This window comes from Bacterioplanoides sp. SCSIO 12839, assembly GCF_024397975.1.
GTDB lineage: Bacteria > Pseudomonadota > Gammaproteobacteria > Pseudomonadales > Oceanobacteraceae > Bacterioplanoides.
The window spans coordinates 2,061,582-2,079,931 of sequence record NZ_CP073745.1 but is presented as its reverse complement, the minus strand read 5'-3'; the positions used below and the strand labels follow the sequence as shown (position 1 = coordinate 2,079,931).

General features: G+C 48.4%; 14 protein-coding genes and 3 tRNA genes. 6 read left to right on the top strand and 11 right to left on the bottom strand.

Going from position 1 to position 18,350, the window contains the following annotated elements; genetic code table 11:
- Nucleotide 1: 1 nt before the first annotated feature.
- Nucleotides 2-1,927, top strand: coding sequence for a DUF748 domain-containing protein (locus tag KFF03_RS09620; protein WP_255856678.1), 1,926 nt, complete (start codon nucleotides 2-4; stop codon nucleotides 1,925-1,927).
- Between the two features lie 82 nt (nucleotides 1,928-2,009).
- On the opposite strand, the gene KFF03_RS09615 is transcribed toward KFF03_RS09620, so the two are convergent.
- The 11 genes from KFF03_RS09615 to KFF03_RS09565 all read right to left on the bottom strand — a co-directional run bounded on the left by KFF03_RS09615 (nucleotide 2,010) and on the right by KFF03_RS09565 (nucleotide 12,566).
- Nucleotides 2,010-3,536, bottom strand: a complete 1,527-nt coding sequence (locus KFF03_RS09615; RefSeq protein WP_255856677.1) for an amidase — start codon at nucleotides 3,534-3,536, stop codon at nucleotides 2,010-2,012.
- 46 nt (nucleotides 3,537-3,582) lie between these two features.
- Nucleotides 3,583-4,476, bottom strand: a complete 894-nt coding sequence (locus KFF03_RS09610; RefSeq protein WP_255856676.1) for an FAD:protein FMN transferase — start codon at nucleotides 4,474-4,476, stop codon at nucleotides 3,583-3,585.
- Nucleotides 4,477-4,485: 9 nt separating this feature from the next.
- Nucleotides 4,486-5,646 carry a DUF3570 domain-containing protein gene (locus tag KFF03_RS09605; protein WP_255856675.1) on the bottom strand — a complete coding sequence of 387 codons (1,161 nt, stop codon included), beginning with the start codon at nucleotides 5,644-5,646 and terminating at the stop codon, nucleotides 4,486-4,488.
- Between the two features lie 81 nt (nucleotides 5,647-5,727).
- Nucleotides 5,728-5,949: a DUF4266 domain-containing protein gene (locus KFF03_RS09600; protein ID WP_255856674.1), complete on the bottom strand. Its 222-nt coding sequence runs from the start codon at nucleotides 5,947-5,949 to the stop codon at nucleotides 5,728-5,730.
- The gene (locus KFF03_RS09595) at nucleotides 5,949-6,449 is read right to left on the bottom strand and encodes a TlpA disulfide reductase family protein (RefSeq protein ID WP_255856673.1); all 501 of its coding nucleotides are present in this window, start codon (nucleotides 6,447-6,449) and stop codon (nucleotides 5,949-5,951) included. Before KFF03_RS09595 ends, KFF03_RS09600 begins: the two co-directional genes overlap by 1 nt.
- 34 nt (nucleotides 6,450-6,483) lie before the next feature.
- Nucleotides 6,484-7,863 carry a DUF1501 domain-containing protein gene (locus KFF03_RS09590; protein ID WP_255856672.1) on the bottom strand — a complete coding sequence of 460 codons (1,380 nt, stop codon included), beginning with the start codon at nucleotides 7,861-7,863 and terminating at the stop codon, nucleotides 6,484-6,486.
- Nucleotides 7,864-7,875: 12 nt separating this feature from the next.
- The gene (locus KFF03_RS09585; RefSeq protein WP_255856671.1) at nucleotides 7,876-10,239 is read right to left on the bottom strand and encodes a c-type cytochrome; all 2,364 of its coding nucleotides are present in this window, start codon (nucleotides 10,237-10,239) and stop codon (nucleotides 7,876-7,878) included.
- Between the two features lie 198 nt (nucleotides 10,240-10,437).
- On the bottom strand, nucleotides 10,438-12,009 hold the full coding sequence (locus tag KFF03_RS09580; RefSeq protein WP_255856670.1) for a methyl-accepting chemotaxis protein: 1,572 nt from the start codon (nucleotides 12,007-12,009) through the stop codon (nucleotides 10,438-10,440).
- 115 nt (nucleotides 12,010-12,124) lie between these two features.
- Nucleotides 12,125-12,211, bottom strand: a tRNA-Leu gene (locus KFF03_RS09575).
- Nucleotides 12,212-12,313: 102 nt separating this feature from the next.
- Nucleotides 12,314-12,400 (bottom strand) — tRNA-Leu (locus KFF03_RS09570).
- A 79-nt stretch (nucleotides 12,401-12,479) separates the two neighbouring features.
- Nucleotides 12,480-12,566: transfer RNA gene (locus KFF03_RS09565), tRNA-Leu, on the bottom strand.
- A gap of 188 nt (nucleotides 12,567-12,754) precedes the next feature.
- On the opposite strand from KFF03_RS09565, the gene queA reads away from it, so the two are divergent.
- From queA to secF, 5 genes are all read left to right on the top strand, one after another.
- Nucleotides 12,755-13,831: a tRNA preQ1(34) S-adenosylmethionine ribosyltransferase-isomerase QueA gene (gene queA / locus KFF03_RS09560; RefSeq protein WP_255856669.1), complete on the top strand. Its 1,077-nt coding sequence runs from the start codon at nucleotides 12,755-12,757 to the stop codon at nucleotides 13,829-13,831.
- A gap of 13 nt (nucleotides 13,832-13,844) precedes the next feature.
- The gene (gene tgt / locus KFF03_RS09555) at nucleotides 13,845-15,008 is read left to right on the top strand and encodes a tRNA guanosine(34) transglycosylase Tgt (RefSeq protein ID WP_255856668.1); all 1,164 of its coding nucleotides are present in this window, start codon (nucleotides 13,845-13,847) and stop codon (nucleotides 15,006-15,008) included.
- Nucleotides 15,009-15,087: 79 nt separating this feature from the next.
- The gene (gene yajC / locus KFF03_RS09550; protein ID WP_255856667.1) at nucleotides 15,088-15,447 is read left to right on the top strand and encodes a preprotein translocase subunit YajC; all 360 of its coding nucleotides are present in this window, start codon (nucleotides 15,088-15,090) and stop codon (nucleotides 15,445-15,447) included.
- An 84-nt stretch (nucleotides 15,448-15,531) separates the two neighbouring features.
- Nucleotides 15,532-17,391, top strand: a complete 1,860-nt coding sequence (gene secD, locus KFF03_RS09545) for a protein translocase subunit SecD (protein ID WP_255856666.1) — start codon at nucleotides 15,532-15,534, stop codon at nucleotides 17,389-17,391.
- On the top strand, nucleotides 17,388-18,308 hold the full coding sequence (gene secF / locus KFF03_RS09540) for a protein translocase subunit SecF (protein ID WP_255856665.1): 921 nt from the start codon (nucleotides 17,388-17,390) through the stop codon (nucleotides 18,306-18,308). Before secD ends, secF begins: the two co-directional genes overlap by 4 nt.
- The last annotated feature ends 42 nt before the right edge of the window (nucleotides 18,309-18,350 follow it).

The window sequence follows — 18,350 nt, the reverse complement described above, 5'->3', positions numbered from 1 at the left end:
TATGCCCCGATATATAAAGCCTCTGTTTAAAGTTATTGTCTACTTCAGCCTGATTTTAATCGGCTTTTATTGGTTGTTGATGACGTTAGGGCCGTTTTTTGCCGTTAAATATGCGCAACAGTGGTACGGCGAACAACATCCGGGTCAGAGTCTGGTGATTGATCAGGTTGACGTATCCTTATGGCACGGAACCTTGATGGTGAAAGGTGTTGACATTAAGCAGGCAGAAGCTGGAACCATTCCACAATTGGCGACATTAGGCTTGCAACGTTTTGATCTCAGCTGGCAGCCCATGGCGTTATTTCAGCGGCGCTTTTTGGGTAATGCAACCTTGACCGGTTTTTCCGTTTCCGCACAAAACACGGAGCAAGCCACCTTGTCTGCTCTTGAATTCAGCAATATTCATGTGAGCGATGCGTTACAGGTGGCAGGGGATATTACTTTGTCCCAACTGGCTTTGAAAAAAGAGAATTCACCGGCTGTCTCGCTGGAAAAGTTTCAACTCTCAGGGCTGGATGCAAATCAACAACACGTCACAGCTACAGCAATGGTGTTGAATGATTTACAAATTGGTGAAAATAAACTGACGTCTTTAGCCCGTTATGAAGTTGCGGATATTCACGTCATGCTGAATGAACAGCAGCTGCAGACCGGGATGCATCGTTATGCTGGATTGATTGCTCGTCTTGAGAAAACAGCCGATGGCTATATCGCAGGATTAACGGCTGCAGAAACTCGCGTAAGTACGCCGTCGGAGACAACTGACTTAACGAATGAGGCTCGTGACCTTATAACAGAAGACATTGCGGTAAAAGAAGACGTTCCAGTAACAGAATACGCTGAGCCAACAGAAGCTGAGCTGAAAAAATCTTCTGATAAATCATTCTCTCTGGTTATTGAGGGTTTGCAGCAAATAAAGGAGCAGCCATCTTATCTTGAGTTTAACGATCAACAGGTGAGTCCTGCTGCGGACGTTCGACTGGCAATTAAGCAACTGGATGCTGGTAAAGTGGATGTGATATTTCGTGGTGATGACGTGATTCTTAAGCAGCCAATACCTTTAAAGCTGAATGTTAACTTCGATGACTATGACGACCTGAGCTTAACGGCGGAGCTGGGGTTAAACAATGGAGAGGCGGGGTTAACCCCGCAAGGCACGGTTGAGTTATTAATCGATCACCTGGATTTGGTTCCTTTTAACGGCTATGTGGCCGACGCGACGGGTTATCATGTTTTACATGGTTCATTGGATTTAGGGGTGAACCTCAGTATTAACAATGAACATATGGATGGCGAAGCTAGGATATTTTTACGCAATAGTAAATTTACTCCGGTTGACCAGGAAACCATCGATCGTCTCAGTAAGCAGGTATCGATGCCACTTGATACGGCCTTCTCAATTTTACGGGATGACAATAATAATATTCGCTTGAATTTACCCATTTCTGGCCCGTTACATGACCCGGATGTTGGCTTAAATGATTTGATTAATCAGCTCAGTGTTCTTGCCGTACAGGAAGCAGTGACCTATTACCTGACGCAAATGCTCCAGCCTTATACGGCGTTAATTTCTATTTCGAGTTATGCCGGTGATTATTTATTGGCAATCCGCCTGGATGACCTGGCATTTGAACCATTGCAGGCAGAGTTAACAAAAGAGCATCAGGAATACCTGGAGAAAGTTGCCGGTATGATGGCTGAGAAAGAAAATCTGGAATTAAAAGTGTGTGGTTTTGCCAGCGAAGAGGAGCATAAGCTGCTGTCTGAAAAACCAACGGATAATATGAAAAACTGGCAGTCGCTGGCAAAGTTGCGTGAAGTGAACATCCAGCGCTGGTTCCATCAGCAACATCAGGACTTAGTAAAACGTGTCACGCCTTGTCATCCTCAAAAAGGAGAAAAGGCCGTGGTCAGTTTAGGATTTTAAAATAAAAAAGAGGCTGTTACTGCAGCCTCTTTTTTATTGCGGTTGTCTCTTTTTTATTGAAATCGTGTGAGCGTCTGAAATTTCAACTTATTGGGGCAGTTCGGTTAAACCAGGGTTGTGCACTTTCTAATTGATTCGCCAGTTGGAATAAGGTTTTTTCATCTCCCATGGGTGCCATAAACTGAACGCCCAGCGGCAGCCCGGACTCTGTCCAATATAATGGCACTGACATAGCCGGTGCTCCGGTTAAATTGGACAACTGGGTAAACGGAAGCTTTTTCAGGCTCTCAATGGCCATTTGTTTTACCATGCCACTTTTCAATAATAATTTATGCAAACCAAAGGCATTGACGAATTTCATTGCCAGCTTTTCAGAAGCGGGTGGTTCAAATGCACCAATTTCAACTGGTGGTGTTGCCAGGGTCGGTGTCAGTAATATATCGAAGCGCTGGTGATACATGGCCATCGTTTGAGCAAACTGGTTCCAGCGTCGTTTGGCGCTCACAAATTGTTCTGCCGAAATGGCTTTGCCGAGATAGCCTACGGTCTTGGTGGCATCTTCCACATCCAGATTGCCAAAACCAGTACCTAACAACTGAGCGGCGTATTCCATATCAGCGGCAACATGGCCGAAATACATGGTCAGATAAGAATCGGCCAGGGCCTCGCCATCCAGTTGCAGCTCGACTTCTTCAACGTCGTGGCCAAGCTCAGTTAGCAGTTTTACCGTATGTTCTACTGCTTTGATGGCTTCAGCATCAATGTCGTTGCCAACAAACGAACGGGTGGTGAAACCAACTTTGAGGGGTCTTAATGGTTGATTTAAGGCGTCGAGATAGGAGGACTCCATTGATAATGGATAGGGGCTTGAGCCGTCCGGCCCGGCGATCACATCCAGCATCGCGGCGCTGTCTCGTACGCTGCGAGTTAATACATGTTCTACCGCGGCACCATCCCATAATTCCGAGTAGTAAGGGCCGGTAGGTGTCCTTCCGCGGCTGGGTTTTAAACCAAATAAACCGCAGCAGGCTGATGGAATACGAATTGAGCCACCGCCATCACCACCGGAAGCCATTGGCACAATGCCCGCCGCAATGGCAGCGGCTGAGCCACCACTGGAGCCGCCCGGCGTATGTTGTGTATCCCATGGGTTGCGGCTAGGGCCAAACGCTTTGGGTTCGGTAACGCCCATCAGCCCAAACTCAGGGGTGTTGGTTTTACCAAAAATGACCACGCCGCTGTTTTTATAACGCCGTACCAATTCACTATCACTGGGAGACAGTTGACCTTTAAAGGCGTTACTGCCATTGCTCATCGGAGTGCCGGCTAATGACGCCAATAAATCTTTTAATAAAAACGGAACGCCACTAAATGGCCCTTGCGGTAAACCGTTGCGTATCTGTTCACGAGCAAAGTCATGCAGTGGGGTAATGATGGCATTAATTTCAGGGTTAACCACTTCGGCACGCTGAATCGCGGCCTGCAATAGTTCTTCTGCACTGACTTCTCCTTGTCGTACCAGCTCTGCCAGACCCATGGCGTCGTAGCTTTGGTAGTCATCCTGGCTTAACAGCTTATGCGGGCGAGTGTTTGCAGCAGCATTAATCATGTCAGTTCCCTGTTTTTGTTGTTATGGTCGGTGCACATTCAGAGCTCTATTGTGAGCCTGTGGCAGCAATATGTGAACCATCCGGGCGGATAGCCAGAAAATGTAACCCCTGTTGCTTCAGCCACTCAATTGCACTGGCTTGTTTCAGCATGGCAATGGTTGAAAATGTACCCGCTAATAAACAGCTGGGCGTTAATACCGTGACGGAAGCCCAGTGATCCACCGGGAATCCGGTATTGGGGTTTAATAAATGGCAGTAGCGCTGACCGTTGAGTTCAAAAAAACGCTCATAATCACCGCTGGTGGCCATACCTCCCTCATAAACGGGCAGCTGGGCAAAGGCCTGATCAGCAGACGCAGGTCGCGGATGACGAACCCCCAGATGCCAGGGGCTACCATCGGGTTTAGGGCCTAATACCAGCAGGTCGCCGCCAAGATCGATGATGCCTCTGTGAATACCATGCTGGCGGCAAATATCTGCAGCTTTATCGGCTGCGTATTCCTTGCCAATACCACCAAAATCAATCTCCATCGACGCTGGCATCAGTACCTGATCTTGCGTCAGTTCGACTGAGTTGAAGCCAATGCGCTTCAAGAGCGGAGAGAGTTTTTGCTGGCTGGGCAGCTTTGCTTGCTTAAAATCCCAGGCCTGCCTTAATACGCCTGAACTGATGTCAAACAGGCCATCACTTTGCTGGAAACAGACGCGTGCATAGTTGAGCAAAAAAAACGTTTCAGGGTCAATGCGGGTTGTTTTGCCCGCTTGTTGATTGATTTGGCTGAGTACCGAATCAGGCTGGTAACGGCTGTACTTTTGTTCGATGCGTTTAACTTCCTGCTCGGCCTGGGAAGCCGCCAGTTGGCAGGCATCAGCATCACCTGATAAATGTAATTCACAGGGTGATGCCATGGCCGTAAAAGAAAAACGATGAAGTTGCATCGGAAACCACTAATAACGATATTCGGTTCCGAAGCTTAATATGGTGTAAGTCAGCAGGGAAGGTGTTTCTGTATCACTTGTTTCGATCAGACCCAGTTCTTCGTCGGAGGTGTAATACTGCATATCCAGACTAAGGGTCCAGTTTTGCCATTGCGCCCTGGTATCAAGTCCAATAGTGATTGCCCCGAACGCAGACAGGCGAGAATCAGAGCTGTAAAACTCATCAGCAGGGAATCGTTCAAGGGTATAAAAGTCCGCTTCGGTTTGGCGGTAATAACGCACTAGTGGAGTGACTAAGAACTGCATGGATGATGTGTTAAAAGACTGAGCCCAGCGCGCTGTCAGAGTATGAGAAAATATACCCCAGTCATCTGAGTAAAGCCGATAATCGGCATGTAATGCCGCGCCATCACCGACATTTAAAAAATGTCGATATAACGCGCTGATGGTAAACTGATCACGCTCATCTGGACGCAAGTCATAGGTTTTATAAGGATCGGACAAATAGCCAGACAGGTGGGTCAGTCCAGCACCTACCTGTATCACGCGATTTTTATCAATTACCTGGCTGACCCCTTGATATAGCGACACGATACGTTTGTTTTTGCCATCAAATTCTTCGCGGGCCGGATATTCATCGATATCGGTAGGGCTCAATGTGTCATAAGAGGCACTGAAAGAAGCCAGCAGGGTGGTGTGTTTATCAAACAGCTCCAGGCTGCCGTCGGCTCCCAGGGCGATGGACTCATAATCATTTTCGGTCGAATAAGCCAAGGTGCCGCCAAGGCTGCCGTCGTCAAAATATCGTTTGGGTGATACTTTTAAATCAAATCGTTGTTCATCAATGGTTGCTCCTGATGTAACCAAAACACTTTTTCCGTCTTCCTCGTAGGTTTGCAGTGGTGATGCACCTGATAAGGTTTCGTATTGCATCTGACTATCGATATACCAGTCTTCACCCAGCGGACGGGCATGGCGCAGTTGATGAACCTCAATATCATAGCGGCCGGTTTCGGGGGTGATGGTTCGCTCTCTGGGGTTGTCATCTTCAGAGTATTGGCTGTAACGATACGCAATCACCTGATCTTCCGGAGTGACTTCAGCCTGGGCCGTCAGAGGAATCGATGCCGCCGCAGCCAGTGCGGCCAATGCATTGTGTTTGGATTTCATGAAATTTCCTTCAGGCCCTTATTGCATCTTTTGCGCTTATTCTGATTATTGGATGTAGCAATGCTACTTCCTTGCATCGACTCAGTTACAGCCGCAGCCACCACCTGCTGATTGACCACCACCGGACGAGCCTTCTTTACTGAAGTAAATATGGCTGTCGAGTGAACTCTTCAGCGGGTCGATCTCCCAGGCCATGATGTCTTTCGACAAATTTCCCCGTTCCCAGGGTTTTACCTGGGCACAGCCCGACATGGCGATCAATGTAACAATCATCAGCAGAAGTGACGGCAGAGTGTTTGGCATTATTTTTTACCTGTTTTCAGACCCAATAGGCTGGCAACTTCTTTGCGAATTTTGGTCATGTCCGACGGTTTAAAGCCGGTATGTACTGCCTGAACAATTCCATTTTTATCAATCAAATAAGAGGTCGGCATGCCCTTAAGCTCATAGTCTTCCGGTGTATTGCCAGCCCCATCGTGCAGAGTAGGGTAGCTCACAGGGAATTGTTTCAGGAAGCCGCGGGCATCTTTGATGTCTTCGTCGAGATTGATGGCCAGTACTTCAAACGGCTGGCCTTTCAGTTCATTACGCATGTCATTAAGAAGTGGCAGTGACTTCCGACACGGGCCACACCAGGAGGCCCAAAAATCCACATACACAACCTTGCCACGATATTCAGATAAGGACAGTTGCCCTTTTTTAGTAACCAATGGCAGTTTGAACCCTGGGGCTTTTTCACCGACGGTTGCAGATAATGTGGTTGCTGAGAACAACAGAACAAAAATGCTTGTGATAAAACGCACGGTATTTCCTTTTAGTAAATATTCAGAGTGTTTGTTAACCGAAAATATTAAATGGATTCGCATTTAAGGGGTAGTCGGCAATCAATGGACTGTTCTGAATTCCCATCAGCTCGCGTAATGCGTGGTTAACGTGCTGCGGGCCAAGAGTGTCGCCTGCAGAGTCAGCGAGCCCCGTCTGGCGATTGATTTTTTGTGCCCGGAAGTCATTGGTGGATGCACCAAACACCCGGCCCCCTGTGTTGGTGGTGGTTGGGTGTAATACCATAACGCTGGTAATTGGCCAGTGGTCTTTGCCGTTACCTGAGTTGTAATAGGGAGTGCGTCCAAAGTCAGAACCAATCACAATGGTGGTTTTATCAGCGATACCCGCATAGCTCAGGGCCTGATTGAGAAAATGTACTCCCTCCATCAGATCACCAAGCCTTGGGTAGGCACTGGCATCATGATTGCCATGAGTATCAAAGCCGCCCACACTCAGATTGGCACTGGCTGCCAGATTGGCTTTAAAAGCAGCCGCAACAACCTCAGCCTGACTTTTTAGTGAGTTTGCTCGGTTTTCATTCCAGTTGGTATCGCGACTGACATTTGCCTGAATATCGTCCAGGTGAACTTTTAATGCCGACAGGTTGTTGTCTTCACCGCGTACGGTAAATAACTGGCTCAGTTGCTCTCTTTTCTTTGGCAGTGACTCGTTAGTCTGTTGACGCTGAATGCGATTGTTTTGCGCCTGTTGAACCATCTTATAAATATCAACCTGATCATTCCGGGAGCGGTAGTGCAGGCCCCTCCGGAATTGATCGTTGTTATCGGTATACCAATAATTCGGATCGGAGATTTCGTTAATGAAACCAGCACTGTTGGCACGAGCCCGGGCAACTAATGAATCGGTGAAGTCGTAGCCGCCATTACTGATAAAGGCCATGGGCAGACTAGGGGAGATTGCAGCGGCGTAAAGGGCGCTGATAGACGGATAGCCAATCTCTTCGTTTCCAGACCAGGTGATGCGATTGCCTGTATCGTGATTATTGGTACCGTTATCAATGCCATTGATCACTGTCAGACGATTACCATAATTTTGAAAAAACTGGTCAAACTGATTTTCGATGCGAAGCCTGACGTCTTCGTCGTTGGACACTCCTTCAGGGATGGCACTCCACTGAATCTGGCCAAAACGTTTGTTGTTATCCAGCTCAACTGAGTTTGTTGAGCCTTCAAAACGGTCCGAGTTCGAGAGGTAAGCACGGTTTAAACCTTTGGGGTCACAAATGGACGTTGGGTCCCAGCCGCCACCGGCGTTGACCACTACCAGGTAACGATCCGGGGTAGTTGCGGCCTGGGCTGAAGAAGAAAAAACCGGTAAGTGGGCTGACATTCCAGTCGCTGCCAGCAGCTGTAAAAAATTACGACGTTTCATAGCAGCCTCCTGTTACTCGTAAACAAAACGATAGTCAGATAATAAATAGGTCACTACGGCTATCCATGAACGGATAACGTAGTTTTCATCATCGCGAATCTGAATTCGGCGATCTTCGATAGCGACTTCGCTCTCTTCGGATGTGTCAACAATGGTGTCGCCGCTGCGCCCATCTTCACGGAAGTCACGTCGGGCCTGACAGGGCAGGTAAACCGGATAAGGGTCATAGTCATTGGGAGAGGCCAGCATGGTTTGCCCCTGGTTGAATACCTGCAAGAACAGTTGGTAGCTGGCTTCCAGTTCTGGATCATTTAACTCAAGGCGTTCACCCAATAACGTCCAGTGAAGATGCTGGATGTTCTGTTTAATCGCATTGATCGAATCAGGGATAGGGTTGCCATTTTCAGCCAGTGGTGTGGTATCAATTTCCACGTATGGGAAAAGGTTACGTTTACTGCTGTGCCAGGTGAAATCGTAAGGGACACCACGGCAAGCCATTTCAACCGACATACGGTTCTGAATAGCAATCATCAGGCCGCTGGGTTCGCGGATGCGTTCGGTAATGGAGTCTGAGTCCATTCCTCCCAGCATCAGACGGTTGTTTTCAAAACGCAGATCATCCCAGGCAATTCCGATGGTTGCTTGTAACTTGCGTTGTAATTGCTCAGGGCTCAGGAATTGGCTGGAACCAATGTGTTTGTTACTGGCCAGTTCATTAATATCGACACTGTCGGCGCGATAATAGGGGCTGAGAATGATGCCACGGACGGCCGTTTTAATATTCCAGTTGTCGGCAGCCATGGCCTGGCCGATGCCGTTAAGAATGGCGCGTTGGTCGTTAAACGCTTTCTGGTCCGCCTCGCTGGCATTTTCGCCAGGAGACAACAGCGGCTCTTGTCCGATAATGCCTTTATACAGGGTTCTTACCGTTGCACGGATAAAGCGCGGGTCTGCCGCAATTTCTTTACCCAGCCACTGAAGCATATTGCGGAAGTTACCTTCACTGCCGGAGAGTGGAACTTTTTTACCACCTAAGCCGGCGGGTTCAATGTCGGAGTTATCCCAGCGATTGGGTGAGGTGCTGCCAGTGACGATGTATTGGCCACGGTCTGTCCAGTGTTGGAAGGCAGATGCAACCGGGTCCATAACCTGGTGGCATGGGTAACAGGCTTCATCCAAAAGCGTTGGGTTCGGTAATTCATCCCCAATACCGTCTCCTGGGCGAGATCCCTGAATTTTCAAAATGTCGGTATCCAAGAAATAGTCAAATACCGTTTTTGAACGATGCCGGTTGCGATTAGTAAAGGTGGTTGGGTAACGATTCAGGAACATGGGGGAAGTAAGAACCCCCGCGTGCGGCATGCCGCCCAGTTCATATTGAAGGTTTTTGGTGATACGTGCTGGTTTAAAGTCGGTTGGATCCCAATACAGGGTTTCTCCATCTTCGATGGCGCATACCACTTCATCAAGTTCACGGAAGCTGTCGTTTGGATTTACCAGTTGTGCGCCAAAGACTTGCTGGCTATACCAGTTGACCATCATAAAGTCGGCGGTCATAAACAAGGTGTGTGGCAAATCGTTTTTGGCAGCGTAACGAATTAATTCTAATGGTGCCCGGGCAACAGCATCATTAGTGTGTGTGCGAACGCAACTACGCATATTGTTATTATCCGCATAGGTGTCGTTGTACCATTTGCGATTAGGGAAGTCGTCAGTATCCAGCAGATTAATGCCGCCTTCATTGAGATTGCGAGTCAGGTATTTATCGGTCAGCAGCTGCTCGTTAAAGACTTCCATCAGACTTTGATAAAAAGGCTCCTCATCCATCATGTTATTGAGCGCTTCATTTAACGCAATATCGCCACCGTCGGCGACCTGGCTGAGCTCTGCCTGAGTAGGAAGTCGGCCTGCAAATTGCAGCGTTGCCTTGCGAAGAGTTGCTTGTTGAGCGGCGTTGGTGACACCGTCGAGATTGCTGGTCCCGCCATTTAATATGCGGTTATTGAATACCTGAAGAATGTACTCAGCGGTATCGTTGGCGCAATCTCCGGTACAGCGGCTGACGTTGCCAATGGGCATCGTGCGTTCAATTTCATCGGCCAATACACTGATGGAAGTACAGGTGGCGCAGCCTACCAGAGAGGAGCCAGATGGTGTGCCATTGCCGTCAACGCCATGACAACTAGCACATTGAGCCAGATATTGCTGGCGGCCATTTTCATTGATGGGGCCAATCGGATTAAATTCTTCGCCGGCGGATGCACCGCCAACGTTACCTGAATAATCGTTTGAACAGGCGCCAAGCATTAGTAAGGCTGTAAATACACACAGCCAGTGCAAGGCTCCGGTCGTTAAGCCGGGCTTTGTCTGTTTCATGAGTACCTCTGCATCGTTGCTAATCAAATCCGGCAAGATGTTTTTGTTATTAAGTAACGCTGTTGTCGCGTTTTTAGGGGCTGTTAACGCTGTTTCGATCACGCTGTTACGCGCTGAAAATCTTTTAATCCTGTGTTAACAGATATCTACAGTAGCAAAGTACAGGCGTAAAAGTTGTGACTGAGTTATGAATTCTGATTAATCATCAGAGCGGTACCCTACGCGGAACCCACCCCAGTGCTGTCCATTGACCATGATGGGTACTGACAGGTCGTGCATAACTTCACCTGTGTCGCGTTTGTAGGTCTGTAACAGCATCTCGCGGGTGTTTGATCCGCAGCGTGAACCAGTCCTGTCATTGAAAATTCGTTTCGTGCGGTTGTTGATCAGGTCGGTCTGGTAATCACCGGTCAGAGGTTGGCTGTAGCGCTTATTGTGAGTGGGGAAGTAGCCGTTGGTATCTACCGCGCCAGCATAAGCAAATCCTGGCCGCCGCTGTAATACGGCTTCCTGAATATCCGGCAATACCTTATCGGTAAACTGATCGAAGCGGGTTGAGTGCTTGGGTGGATTGGTATTTGGAATGGGCTGATAGTTCTTATCAAACAAATCGGCTGCACTGATTTGGCCGGCTTGAATGGCTTCTTCGAAACGAGCAGAGATGGCATGGCTGGCCTGTTTTGCTTCAAGTAATGCCTGCTGATGAATGCCGGATAAAGCCTCTTCACCAATGGCTTCATAGATTTGTTCGGCTGTCTCGGATAGCGATAGTGATCGAGCGGATATATTGCTGATGTCTGTTTCGTTTTCCTGTAAGCGCTGGCTGGTTTGTTGCAGGATGTCGGATATCTGATGCACGCCCTGACTGTTAACTTCGACACTTTGGGCAATATCTTTGATAGACGATTGCGTGTCATCAGAGTACTGGAAAATCTCGCTCAGGTGCTCATCAATCTCCCGGATCATTTGAGTAGACTCTGCGATTGTGGTGCTTAGCGCGTTGCTATTGGTAACGGTTTGTTTGATCTCTGAGTTGATTTCAACAACGGTTTTTCCAATCTGCTCAGTGGCATCGGATGTTTTGGCAGCAAGAGCACGAACTTCATCGGCAACCACCGCAAAACCACGGCCTTGCTCACCCGCGCGTGCGGCTTCGATGGCGGCATTCAGTGCTAATAAATTGGTTTGCTCGGCGATATCGCTGATCACTCTGGTTACTGATTGAATCTGGCTTGATTTTGCTTCCAACTGAGATACCAGATCGCTGTTTTCACTGGTTTGTTGTAGTGTTCCTTCCATTTGCGGAAGAATCTTTTCCAATGAATCTTTACCTTTTTGATTGGCTTCTTTAGCGATATCGGATGTTTTGGCCGCCTGGGAGGTTTGCTCAACAATTCTACCGATGCTCTCGCGAATCATCAGAGTTGATTGTATTAATTGTTCGGTGTCGTTCAGTTCATCGTGTATTTTGCCTTTAAGTTGGTCTGCGGCAAATGATACTTCGGCGGCTGCGATAGCGATGTCACCTCCGTAATGAGAAACCGACTCTGCCAGGGAGGGAGGGGTGTTCTGATCTGTGTCGTCGGCTTTTTGGAGCGTCGTGTTGGTTGATTGTTTAAATAACAGAGCCAGAATGACGCTGGAAATGGATGTGGTTAAAAGCAATGGGATGAAAGCCGTTGCGCTGAGTGCTGTAACAAGGCCGGATATGGCAGCGGACAATATGATGGCAAGAAAAAGGCGTATCGGTGTTTTTGACAGATTGTCCATTGTGATTCCCACGGTTAAACGACCAGAGATTCATTGAGCTTAGACAATATCAAGATAAAACGTGTGGGCTATTCGACCAATTATTCGAATTCGGACAAAAATAAGTTTATTGATATGGTGCCCAGGGGGAGACTTGAACTCCCACGGCCGTAAGGCCACTAGCACCTGAAGCTAGCGTGTCTACCAATTCCACCACCTGGGCAAGGCGTTTAGCAATCTTCAATTGAAGAGCTAAATAAAGTGCGTTTTCGAAAAATGCGGCACCAACTGACTTACATTAAACAAGGCTGTTTGTAGTAAGTAGTGGTGCCCAGGGGGAGACTTGAACTCCCACGGCCGTAAGGCCACTAGCACCTGAAGCTAGCGTGTCTACCAATTCCACCACCTGGGCATTTTTCACTTATTGAAAAGTAGAAATTCAATAAGTCATTTTCACTGACCGAGATTCCGAAGCGTACCTGCAATCAAACTGGTACCAGAGGCCGGACTCGAACCGGCACACCCGTTAAGGCGGGGGATTTTGAATCCCCTGCGTCTACCAATTTCGCCACTCTGGCAAATCGGCATCTGCTGTGTCAGTGGCGGCGCATTCTACAGATGAAATTATTGGTGTCAACAGTTTTTTTCTAATGATTTCCTTAACTTAGTGAAACTTATCCGGTAATCTTGCGCACTTCTTAATCAAGGTGTCAGCTGGAAACGACTGGCACTTGTTTCGTCATGATTCCACGACTGCATCAGAAACATGAAAACCAGTGACTTTAATTTTGAATTGCCTGACGAGCTGATCGCTCGTTATCCGATGGCAGAGCGTAGTGCGTCCCGTTTATTGTGCCTGAATGGTGAAAATGGCGGCCTGGCGCATCATATCTTTCGTGATATCGAATCCATGCTTGAAGCAGGTGATTTACTGGTGTTTAACAACACGAAAGTGATTCCTGCACGCCTATATGGTGAAAAAGAAAGCGGCGGCAAACTGGAGGCGTTGATTGAACGTGTTTTAGGCGAGCATGAAGCGTTAGCACACATTAAGTGCTCCCGTTCCCCGAAACCTGGGCAGACGATTTATCTCGGTGGTTCTAAAGAGAAGGGTACCGCGGTTGAAGTGCTGGGCCGTAAAGACGCTTTGTTTCACCTGAAGTTCTCTGGTGACAAACCGTTGCTGGCATTGCTGGATGATGTTGGCCACATGCCATTGCCACCGTATATGGAACGTGATGATGCAGAAGAAGATAAAGAACGTTATCAAACCGTATACGCAGCAAAACCCGGTGCGGTGGCTGCGCCAACCGCAGGGTTGCATTTTGACGATGCATTAATGGCCCGGTTAAAAGATAAAGGCGTTAACTTTGCGTATGTCACTCTGCACGTGGGTGCTGGTACGTTTCAGCCGGTTAAGGTAGATGACGTCACTAATCATCAGATGCACTCTGAGTATATTGAGGTGTCGGCTGAGGTAGTGAATGCCGTTAAAACCACTCGTGCCAACGGCAAGCGTGTTATTGCGGTAGGTACGACTTCGGTACGCAGCCTGGAAAGTGCCAGTCAGCAGGGTGAAATCGCTGAATTTTACGACGACAGCGAAATTTTTATTTACCCGGGTTATCAGTTCCGCAGTGTCGATGCCATGATCACTAACTTTCATCTGCCGGAATCGACGCTGATCATGCTGGTGTCTGCATTCGCTGGTAAGGAATATGTCATGGCGGCTTACGAGCAGGCCATCAATGAGCAGTATCGATTTTACAGTTACGGGGACGCTATGTTTGTGACTCCCCAGCAGCACTTTCAACAAACCCAGAATTTATCAAGTACTAAGTAGCAAGGCACAGGTTATGACTCGCAAATGTTTTATGGATTTTGAGCTGCACTCGGAAATCACCGATGGCAGCAGTCACGCACGTCGTGGCACCTTAAAATTCCCGCGCGGCGACGTACAGACTCCTGCGTTTATGCCGGTGGGTACTTATGGCACGGTAAAGGGCCTGAATCCGGATCAGATCAATGATTTGGGTGCCGATATTATTCTTGGCAATACCTTCCATCTGATGCTGCGTCCGGGAACGGAAATCATCAAGCAGCATGGTGATCTGCACGATTTTATTGGTTGGGATAAGCCGATTCTGACGGACTCCGGAGGTTTTCAGGTATTCAGCCTGGGTGATATGCGCAAAATTACCGAAGAAGGCGTGACGTTTCAGTCTCCGGTGAATGGTGAAAAAGTGCTGATGACGCCGGAAAGTTCGATGCAGGTTCAGCGTGATCTGGGTTCGGATATCGTCATGATTTTTGATGAGTGCACGCCGTATCCGGCCACCGAGAAAGAAGCCGCCGATTCCATGCGAATGTCGCTGCGTTGGGCTAAACGCTCCAAAGATGCTCATGGTGATAACCCATCTGCTTTGTTTGGCATCATTCAGGGTGGTATGTACGAAGACCTGCGTGATGAATCACTCGAAGGGCTGACCGATATTGGCTTTGATGGCTATGCCATAGGTGGTTTGAGCGTCGGTGAGCCAAAGCCGGATATGATGCGTGTTTTGAAGCACACTGCGCCGAAAATGCCAAAAGATAAGCCGCGCTACCTGATGGGTGTCGGCAAACCAGAAGATCTGGTGGAAGGCGTTCGTCGTGGGGTCGATATGTTCGACTGTGTGATGCCAACCCGTAATGCCCGCAATTCACACCTGTTTACATCAACCGGAGTGCTGAAGATTCGTAATGCTGCGAACCGCACCAGCACTGAGCCGGTAGACAGTGAATGTGATTGCTACACCTGTAAAAATTTCACCCGTGCTTACCTGCATCATCTGGATAAGTGTAAAGAAATTTTAGGTGCCACTTTAAATAGCATTCATAACCTCCATTATTACCAGACATTGATGGCTGGTTTGCGCCGCTCTCTGGAAGAAGGTACATTTGCCGACTTTGTTGATGAGTTCTATGCCAAGCGAGGCATGGAAACACCGCCATTAGAAACCGTTACTGAAGCGGAATAATTCAGAAAAATATTTCGGAATTAATTAAACCGATGCCGTGTGGCATCGACATTATTGTTACCAAGTTGGGGAAATCTGAATGAAATTTTTGTTCGCCGTACTGGCATTAGCAACATCACCACTGGCTCTGGCTGAAGGTGCTGCAGCACAACCTATGGGTGTGACGGGTCAGTTGATCTTTCTGGGCGGCTTCCTGTTAATTTTCTATTTCTTGCTGTGGCGTCCACAAAGCAAGCGCCAGAAGGAACATAAAAACCTGATTGGTGGTCTGAGCAAAGGCGATGAAGTGGTAACGGCCGGTGGTATTCTGGGCAAGGTAACCAAGGTCACTGATGATTTTATCGTCGTTGAGGTGGCAAATGGCGTGGAACTGCCGGTTCAGAAAATCGCGGTAACGGCGGCTCTGCCAAAGGGCACGATCAAAGAAATCAAAGCGTAAAACGCTGAACTAAACCCGGCTTTCATCCGATAGCCGGGTTTCTTTTTATCAGACGCTCTCGAAATAAAGGAAAAGGGCACTTGTATGCTCAATAAAACCCCCATCTGGAAACACATTCTGATTGTGCTGGTGTTGCTGCTGTCAGCAATTTATGCAGCACCTAACCTGTATCCGCCGGATCCGGCTATTCAGGTGACTCCGGCACGTTCAGGCGCCGAAATGAGTGAAGCCACGCTGGAGCGTGTGCGCAGTGCTCTGGCGAATAAACAAATCGAATTCTTTGGCGAAGAGGTGAATGGGGCTACGGCGTTATTCCGCTTAACCCAAACTGATCACCAGTTACCTGCGAAAGCCGCCGTGCAACGTTTGTTAGGGGATGAGTTTATTGTGGCTCTGAATCTGGCACCAACCACGCCGGATTGGTTGTTGGATCTGGGTGCTGGTCCGATGACACTGGGTCTGGATTTGAGTGGTGGTGTGCACTTCCTGATGGAAGTGGATATGGAAGACTACTTAGCCGGTAAGTTTAAAAACTACCGCAATGAATTGCGTAACAAGCTGCGTGAAGAAAAACTGAAATATCGCCGCATTCAGGTTGAAGGTTCGGTGTTGCGTATCAGCTTTAAAGACGAAGCGGTACGCGATGAGGCGTCTGATTTTATTGCCCGCACCTACAACGAATTTATTCGCAACAGCGAAGACAATGGTGAGTTTTATGATTTGGTATTGCGCGTTACTGAGCAACGCATCAAGTCATTTGAAGACTATGCCATCAAGCAAAACCTGACGACCATCCGTAATCGTGTGAATGAGCTGGGTGTCGCTGAGCCTCTGGTGCAACGTCAGGGCCGTAATCGTATTGTGGTTGAACTGCCGGGTGTTCAGGACACTGCCGAAGCGAAGAAAATTCTGGGTAAAGCGGCAAATCTTGAGTTTCGTTTAGAAGCGGAGCCAGGTGCCAGCCGTTTCTCCACTGAAGAATACCCATTCCGGAATGATGAGTTCCGCACGGCTCGCCTGCAGAAAACCATTATCACCACCGGTGACAGTGTTACCAATGCGCAGCCATCATTTGATGAAAATGGCTTCCCGCAGGTCAATATTGATCTGGATTCCAAGGGCGGCGCACGCATGACCCAGGTGACGCGTAAAAACATCAAGCGTCGAATGGCTGTGTTGTTTGTCGAGCGCAAACCGAAAACCACGTATGAAATGGTTGATGGTGTTGAAACGCCAAAAACCGTTCAGGTCGTCGAGAAGTCCATTATCTCTCTGGCAACGATTCAAAGTACGTTAGGCTCCAGCTTCCGTATCACTGGTCTGGAAACGGCAGAGGCATCTGAGCTGGCGCTGTTGTTACGTGCCGGTGCGTTAGCGGCTCCGATGTTCTTCGTTGAAGAACGCACGGTAGGCCCAAGCCTGGGTAAGGAAAATATTGAACTGGGGACACAATCTGTAGCGCTGGGTCTGGCCTTGGTGCTGGTGGCCATGGTGGTGTTCTATCGTCTGTTTGGCATGGTAGCGAACGTTGCTCTGGTTGCTAACCTGGTGATTCTGATTGCCCTGATGTCAATCATTGGTGCAACGTTAACCCTGCCGGGTATCGCCGGTATCGTGTTAACCGTTGGTATGGCGGTGGATGCTAATGTATTGATTTTCTCTCGGATACGCGAAGAACTATTAGCGGGGCGCTCGCCACAGCAAGCCATCCATGAAGGTTATGACCGTGCATTTGTGACCATTCTGGATGCTAACTTAACCACCTTGCTGGTAGCAGTGATTCTGTTCGCAGCGGGAACCGGTCCGGTGAAAGGTTTTGCGGTAACCCTGTCCTTCGGCATTATCACCTCTATGTTTACTGCCATCGTACTGACCCGTGCGATTATCAATGCCATTTATGGTGGCCGTCGTATTGATTCACTGTCTATCGGAGGTCAGTCATGAGCAAGGTACCTTCCTACGATTTTATGAAGCTGCGCATGGCAGCATTGGCATTATCGGCCTTGTTGATCATTGCTTCGATTGGCTCTCTGGCGACTCAGGGGTTAAATCTTGGACTGGATTTCACCGGCGGTACGCTGTTGGAAGTTGAATACCAGCAGCCAGAAAATCTGGATCAGATCACTCAGGTGCTGAATAACGCCGGCTATAAAGACGTTGTTGTTCAGAACTTTGGTTCTGAAACCGACTTGCTGGTGCGTATGTCTGAAGCATTTCGCGACGATCTGGGCAACGAAGTGCTACAGGTTCTGCAACAAGCGGTTGAAGGCAATGAAATTACCCTGAAGCGTTCTGAATTTGTAGGCGCTAATGTGGGTGAAGAATTACGTGACCAGGGTGGTTTGGCCCTGTTGCTGGCCCTGTTTATTGTCATGATTTACGTTGCTGCGCGTTTCCAGTTTAAGTTCTCTGTTGGTGCAGTCGCCGCGTTATTCCACGATGTTGTGATTATTCTTGGCTTCTTCTCGTTGTTCCAGTGGGACTTCGATTTAACCGTGTTGGCAGCGTTGCTGGCCGTGATTGGTTACTCGTTGAACGATACCATTGTTGTGGCAGACCGTATTCGTGAGAATTTCCGCATTGTGCGTAATGGTGGCCCGGTTGCGGTGATCAATGAATCACTCAATCAGACCTTGGGTCGTACCATTATGACCTCATTAACGACCGCTCTGGTGTTGGCTGCGCTGATGTTTGTGGGTGGTGAGCTGATTCATAACTTTGCACTGGCGTTAATGATTGGTGTGGTTGTTGGTACGTATTCTTCGATTTATGTCGCAGCGAATATTCTGCTGATGATGAATATCAGTCGTGAAGATCTGATGCCACCTGAGCTGGAAGAAGAGGAAGACGATCGCCCATAGTATGGTTTTCGTCTGAAAGCTTTAAGCCCCGTTAGCATTCTG

Excerpts from the sequence above, each read along its gene's own strand:
- KFF03_RS09605 (WP_255856675.1), bottom strand. The coding sequence starts at position 5,646 with ATGAAATCCAAACACAATGCATTGGCCGCACTGGCTGCGGCGGCATCG.
- yajC (WP_255856667.1), top strand. The coding sequence starts at position 15,088 with ATGAAATTTTTGTTCGCCGTACTGGCATTAGCAACATCACCACTGGCT.
- KFF03_RS09610 (WP_255856676.1), bottom strand. The coding sequence starts at position 4,476 with ATGCAACTTCATCGTTTTTCTTTTACGGCCATGGCATCACCCTGTGAA.
- KFF03_RS09585 (WP_255856671.1), bottom strand. The coding sequence starts at position 10,239 with ATGAAACAGACAAAGCCCGGCTTAACGACCGGAGCCTTGCACTGGCTG.
- KFF03_RS09615 (WP_255856677.1), bottom strand. The coding sequence starts at position 3,536 with ATGATTAATGCTGCTGCAAACACTCGCCCGCATAAGCTGTTAAGCCAG.
- KFF03_RS09600 (WP_255856674.1), bottom strand. The coding sequence starts at position 5,949 with ATGCCAAACACTCTGCCGTCACTTCTGCTGATGATTGTTACATTGATC.
- KFF03_RS09580 (WP_255856670.1), bottom strand. The coding sequence starts at position 12,009 with ATGGACAATCTGTCAAAAACACCGATACGCCTTTTTCTTGCCATCATA.
- queA (WP_255856669.1), top strand. The coding sequence starts at position 12,755 with ATGAAAACCAGTGACTTTAATTTTGAATTGCCTGACGAGCTGATCGCT.
- tgt (WP_255856668.1), top strand. The coding sequence starts at position 13,845 with ATGACTCGCAAATGTTTTATGGATTTTGAGCTGCACTCGGAAATCACC.
- secF (WP_255856665.1), top strand. The coding sequence starts at position 17,388 with ATGAGCAAGGTACCTTCCTACGATTTTATGAAGCTGCGCATGGCAGCA.
- KFF03_RS09590 (WP_255856672.1), bottom strand. The coding sequence starts at position 7,863 with ATGAAACGTCGTAATTTTTTACAGCTGCTGGCAGCGACTGGAATGTCA.
- KFF03_RS09620 (WP_255856678.1), top strand. The coding sequence starts at position 2 with ATGCCCCGATATATAAAGCCTCTGTTTAAAGTTATTGTCTACTTCAGC.
- secD (WP_255856666.1), top strand. The coding sequence starts at position 15,532 with ATGCTCAATAAAACCCCCATCTGGAAACACATTCTGATTGTGCTGGTG.